This is a genomic window from Neoroseomonas rubea, assembly GCF_016106015.1.
GTDB lineage: Bacteria > Pseudomonadota > Alphaproteobacteria > Acetobacterales > Acetobacteraceae > Neoroseomonas > Neoroseomonas rubea.
Map to the genome: position 1 here is coordinate 1 of NZ_JACADQ010000304.1, position 5,240 is coordinate 5,240.

At 74.0% G+C, this 5,240-nt stretch carries 5 protein-coding genes; 2 read left to right on the plus strand and 3 right to left on the minus strand.

Features of this window, described 5'->3' with window-relative positions; genetic code table 11:
- Both HW577_RS20275 and cydD read right to left on the minus strand, forming a co-directional pair.
- A partial coding sequence (locus tag HW577_RS20275) for an ABC transporter domain-containing protein (RefSeq protein WP_474100252.1) occupies positions 1-983 on the minus strand: 983 nt, incomplete at its 3' end.
- The gene (gene cydD / locus HW577_RS20280; RefSeq protein WP_198377940.1) at positions 983-2,659 is read right to left on the minus strand and encodes a thiol reductant ABC exporter subunit CydD; all 1,677 of its coding nucleotides are present in this window, start codon (positions 2,657-2,659) and stop codon (positions 983-985) included. The genes HW577_RS20275 and cydD, both read right to left, overlap by 1 nt.
- A gap of 95 nt (positions 2,660-2,754) precedes the next feature.
- On the opposite strand from cydD, the gene HW577_RS20285 reads away from it, so the two are divergent.
- Both HW577_RS20285 and HW577_RS20290 read left to right on the plus strand, forming a co-directional pair.
- On the plus strand, positions 2,755-3,654 hold the full coding sequence (locus tag HW577_RS20285) for a polysaccharide deacetylase family protein (RefSeq protein ID WP_198377941.1): 900 nt from the start codon (positions 2,755-2,757) through the stop codon (positions 3,652-3,654).
- Entirely contained in the window at positions 3,651-4,181 is a 531-nt protein-coding gene (locus HW577_RS20290) for a lipocalin family protein (protein ID WP_198377942.1), read from the plus strand. The genes HW577_RS20285 and HW577_RS20290 overlap by 4 nt, the downstream gene beginning before the upstream one ends.
- An 8-nt stretch (positions 4,182-4,189) precedes the next feature.
- Here HW577_RS20290 and HW577_RS20295 read toward each other — a convergent pair.
- Positions 4,190-5,240 (minus strand): hypothetical protein (locus HW577_RS20295; RefSeq protein WP_198377943.1); only part of this gene is annotated, 1,051 nt, incomplete at its 5' end.

Consider the following 5,240-nt stretch of genomic DNA (forward strand, 5'->3'; position numbering starts at 1 on the left):
CGGGCGGGTTCGGCCACCGGCGCAGGCGCGTCCGCCGCCTCGAACAGGCGCCGCGCGCCGGCGGCGGCCGCGGCGAGGGAGGTCCCGGCGCGCGGCATAAGACCCAGCGCCTCGGCCGCCGCGATGGCCAGGAAGACCGCCATCAGCCCCGCCGCCAGCCCGTCCTGGCCAGCGCCCAGCGCCCAGGCGAGGCTGCCGAGCAGCGCCACCTGCACGAGCAGCGCGCCGGACGCACCACCCAGTGCCGATCGCCGCGCGAGCGCGCGCTGCGCCGTGGACAGCGCGGCCCCGGCCAACGCCACCCGCGCGGCGGCGCGGCCTTCCCCATTTGCGGCGAGCGTGTCCTCGAGCCCCGTCAGCGGATCGATCACCGCGCTGCGCAGCGCGCCCTGCGCCCGCGCCGTGTCTTCCCCCGCCCGGGCCGCGGCCGGGGCGAGCAGCAGCGGCAACAGGAGCGCGGCGACCAGCGGCAGGGCGAGCAGCGCGGCCAAGCCGGGATCGGCCACGCCGACCACCAGGGCCATGGCGACGATGACGGCAAGCGACGAGGCCGCCGGCACGATGACGCGGAGGTAGAGCCCGTCGAGCGATTCGACATCGGCCACGAGGCGACCGAGCAGATCACCCGCCTCGCGCAGGCCGAGGCCGCTCGGCAGCCTTTCCGCCAGGCGCCGGAAGAACCATACTCGCATGTCGGCGAGCGCCCGGAAGGTCGCCTCATGCGTCACCAGCCGGTCGAGGTAGCGCGCGACGGGGCGGAACAGCATCACCGGGCGCAGCCAGACCAGCGCGGCGAGCCCGATGCCGGTCAGCAGCGTCGCACCCGCCTGCCCGGCCACCACCGCCCCCGCGATGACGCGCCCCGCGAGCACGAGCAGCGCAAGCCCGGCCAGCGTCGAGCAGATCGCCGCCACGATGCCCGCGAGCAGCCAGCCGCGCCGTGCCGACCACAGGCCGAGGATGCGGATCAGGTCGCGCGCCATCAATTCCCCGCCATGCGGTCGGCCGAGGCAGCCAAGGCGCCGAGGTCGAACGTGCGCCCGAAATAGCCGCGCGCGGCCCGCGCATGCGTCGCGACGATCGCCGTGCGCCCGACGCAGAGCCGCCGCAGCGCGTCCAGCACCGCGGCTTCGGTCCCCGGGTCAAGATGGGATGTCGGCTCGTCCAGCAGCACGAGCGGGCTGTCGCGCAGGAAGGCCCGTGCGACCGCGACGCGCTGCGCCTGGCCGCCCGAGAGGCCGAAGCCGCCCTCGCCGACCAGCGTGTCGAGCCCCTTTGGCAGCTCGGCCGCGAAATCCGTGACCTGCGCCGCGCGCGCCGCTGCCTCCACCGCCGCATCCTCGGCGTCCGGGCGGGCGAAGCGGATGTTCTCGCGGATGGTGGCGCGGAAGATATGCGCGCGCTGCCCGACATAGGAGGAGAGGCGGCGGAGTTCCGCCGGCCGCAGCAGCGTCACGTCGTGACCGTTGATGGCAATGCGCCCGCCATCGGGACGGCGGAAGCCCATCAGGAGGCGCAGCACGCTCGTCTTGCCCGAACCGGAGGGACCGGTCAGCAGCAGCGTCTCCCCCGGCAGGACGCGGAAGGACAGGCCGTCGAGCGCCGGCGGGCGCGACGCGTCGTAGGTCAGGCGCACCTCGTGGAACGTGACCGTCACCTTGGGCGGCACTTCCTCCAGCAGCAGGCCCTCGGGCTCCGGGGCTGCGAGCAGCGGCGCGAGGTCGGCGGCGGCCCCGCGCGCGGCGAGTTGCTCGTGATAGGCGCCGGCGAAGGCGCGGAGCGGCACGAAGAACACCGGCACGAGCAGCAGGCAGAACAGTGCCTCGACGGGGGCCGGATGCGTGCCGGACACCAGGTGCCCGTGCCGGTAGGCGAGCGAGGCAAGCGCGACGCCGACGATCAGTTCCATCGCCCCGGTCGCGACGAAGGCGAGTCGCAGCACGCGCATGGTCCGCGCGCGGAGTTCCTCGGCTGCGGCGCCCAGCCTGCCTGCCTCCGCCTCCTGCTGGTTGTGCAGGACAAGAACGGGCAGGCCGCGCATGCGGTCCAGGAACCGGCCGGACAGCCTTTGCAGCGCGGCGAATTGACGGCGGCTGGCAAGGCCCGCGCCGATGCCGGAGATGGCCTGTGCGATGGGTACGAGCAGGCCGGCGCCGAGCAGGATCATGCCGCTGAGCGGATCGGCGGCCGCGGCCGCGCCGGCGACGAGCAGCGGTGCCAGCACGGCCAGCATGGCCGCCGGGATCCAGCGGGCGAAATAGCCTTCCATCGCCTCGACCCGCTCGACCACCAGAGCGCTTTTCTCGCCGACCGCGCGCTCATCCGCCGGGCCGGCGGCAAGAAGGCGGCCGAAGATCCGGCCGCGCAGCCGCGCCTTCGCCTCCTCTCCCGCCGCCTGCTGCGCCCGCTCCTGCGCGATGCCGAGGGCCGCCATCAGCAGCGCCAGCACCCCCGCCGCCGCGATGTCGGCCCAGCCGGCCGCGCCATGGCCGAGCAGCGCCGCCAGCAGGCGGGCAATCAGGAAGGCCTGCGCGACACCGCAGGCCGCGATGCCGAGGCCGAGCAGGATGGGAGGAATCAGGCGGGCGCGTGAGGCACGCGCCTCCCCCGAAAGGAGGGTGGCGGCACCTGTCTCCGCGCCCGGCGCAACGGAAGCCATAGCGACGTTGTAAGGGATCGCTGGTCGCCCCGCCACCGGGACTGTCTTGCCGATCGGACAGGCCGGCCCCATCACCGGGCTGACAGGAGACCGCGATGCTGCCGACCCATGGCCGATACGACTACCACCCCTGGCCGGCGCGACGGCCCTATGCCTGGCAGGACGGGGCACGGCTCGCCGTCTATCTTGGCGTCAACCTCGAGCACTTCGCCTTCGGCGAAGGGCTGGGCGCGGAGCTCGCGCCCGGCGGACCGCAGCCGGACGTGCTGAACTTCGCCTGGAGGGACTACGGCAACCGGGTCGGCGCCTGGCGGCTCATCGCGCTGCTGGACGAGTTCGGCTTCCCCGCGACCGTGCTGCTCAACAGCGCGATGTACGACTACGCCCCCGCGCTTGTCGCGGCCCATCGCGCCCGCGGGGACGAGATCGCGGGCCATGGCCGGACCAATTCCGAGCGCCAATCCGTCCTGCCGGAGGCCGAGGAGCGTGCCCTGGTCGCCGAGAGCACCGCGGCGATCACGCGGCATGAGGGCGCGCCGCCGCGCGGCTGGCTTTCCCCCTGGATCGCCGAGAGCCGCACGACCCCCGACTTGCTGGCGGAGGCCGGCTACGCCTACACGCTGAACTGGTGCGCCGACGACGCACCGATCTGGATGCGCGCGCGCGCCGGCCGGTTGCTCGCCATTCCCTACCCGCAGGAGGTGAACGACATCCCCTCCATCGTCGGGCGCAAGGACGGGGCGGAGCAGTTCGCCGATATGATCGTGGACGATTTCGAGGAAAGGCTGCGGCAGGTGGAGGACGGGCAGCCGCAGGTGATGGGCATCGCGCTGCATCCCTACTTGGTCGGCCAGCCCTACCGGCTGCGGCACTTGCGCCGGGCGCTGGCGCATGTGGCGGCGCGGCGTGGGTCGGTGTGGATCACCACCGCCGGCGGCGTGCTCGACCATGCCCTGGGCCTGCCCGCCGGCACCATCCCGGGAGACGACGCATGAGGCGCACCGTGCTTGCCACCGCGCTGCTGCTCGCCGGCTGCGCGACCGAACCCGGCCCCGGCACGCCGCGGACCGTCGGGCAGGTGGACCTGGTTCGCTACGAGGGCGTTTGGTTCGAGGCCGCGCGCTTCCCGACCTCGTTCCAGGACAGCGCACGCGTCCGGTGCGAGGAGGTCAGCGCGACCTACGCGCGCCGGCCGGACGGCAGGGTCAGCGTCGTGAACCGCTGCAACAACGCGCTCGATGGCGGGGCCGAGCGCGTGGCGGAAGGCGTCGCGCGCAGCGCGTCGCCGGGCAACGACCGGCTGCGCGTGTCCTTCTTCTGGCCCTTCTTCGGGGATTACTGGGTGATCGGGCTCGAACCCGACTATCGCTGGGCGGTCGTCGGCGCGCCGGGGCGGGACTACCTGTGGATCCTGTCGCGCGAACGCGCGATGTCGGATGCCGACTACGCCGCCGCGGTGGCGATCGCGGCGCGCGAAGGCTTTGACACCTCCCGGCTGCGCCGGACGCGCCAGGGCGGCTGACCGCGGGGTCAGCGCGCCGGCTGGAGCACCAGGTCGAAGCCGCCGCGCCCTCCGCCGAGCACGCTGGCGCGGAGATAGACATCGCCCTTGCGGGCCGAGTCGATGACCAGCCGCGAGGCGAGCGATTCCTCGCCGCCATCGTCGTCCTCGGCGATCACGCGACCATCCGCCTCGATCAGTTCGAGCACGGTGTCCGTGCCGTCGACGAGCCGCCGCGTCGTCGCGACAAAGGAGCCCGCCGGCAGGGCGAAGACCGCCACCTGGCCTCGGCGCAGGCGGATCTGGACGGGCGTTCCCGGCTGCAAGGGCGCCGCGTTCCGCGCGGCGTCGACCGAGGTCGGGAAGGTCGCCGCGACGGGCGTATCGGCCTCCACAACAAGGTCAAACTCCCCACCGCCATCGCCCAGCAGGCGGGCACGGACGAACAGCGGCCGGCGGTCGCGCGCCGCGACCTCGAGGCGGGAGGCGAGGCCACCGCCGCCATCATCATCCTCGGCGAGTTCCTCGCCATTGGCGTCGAGCACCGCGAGCACCGTGTCCGCGCCGCGACGCAGGTTCCGCGTCTCGACGGCGATGTCGCCCTCGGGGAGCCGGAAGAAGGCGACCTGCCCGCGACGCAGGCGCAGCGGCATCGATTGCCCGATCGCGAGGGCGGGCGCCGCCGCGGCCTCGCGCAGGCTGCCCGGGAAGGGCGGCGCCGGCGGGGTGGTGTCGGGCAGGACCGCGATCTCGAAGCTGCCGGGACCGGAGAGGTTGCGCGCCCGCACGAACAAGGGGCGCCGCTGGCCGGAGGGGATTTCGAGCCGCGAGGAGAGCTGCTCGTCCCCGCCATCGTCATCGTCCTGGATCTCGCGGCCATTCGCGTCGTGCAGCACCAGCACGGTGTCAGTGCCACGGCCGAGGTTGCGCGTGACGACGAGGAGGTCCTGCCCGCCGGCCGGCAGGCGGAACCAAGCCTCCTGCCGCGCCGCGAGGCGCACCGCCACGCCCTGGCCGACCTCGAGCGGCGGGCGCGCGACGGCCTCGACCAGCGTCGCACGCGGCGCATTCGGGGCGCGC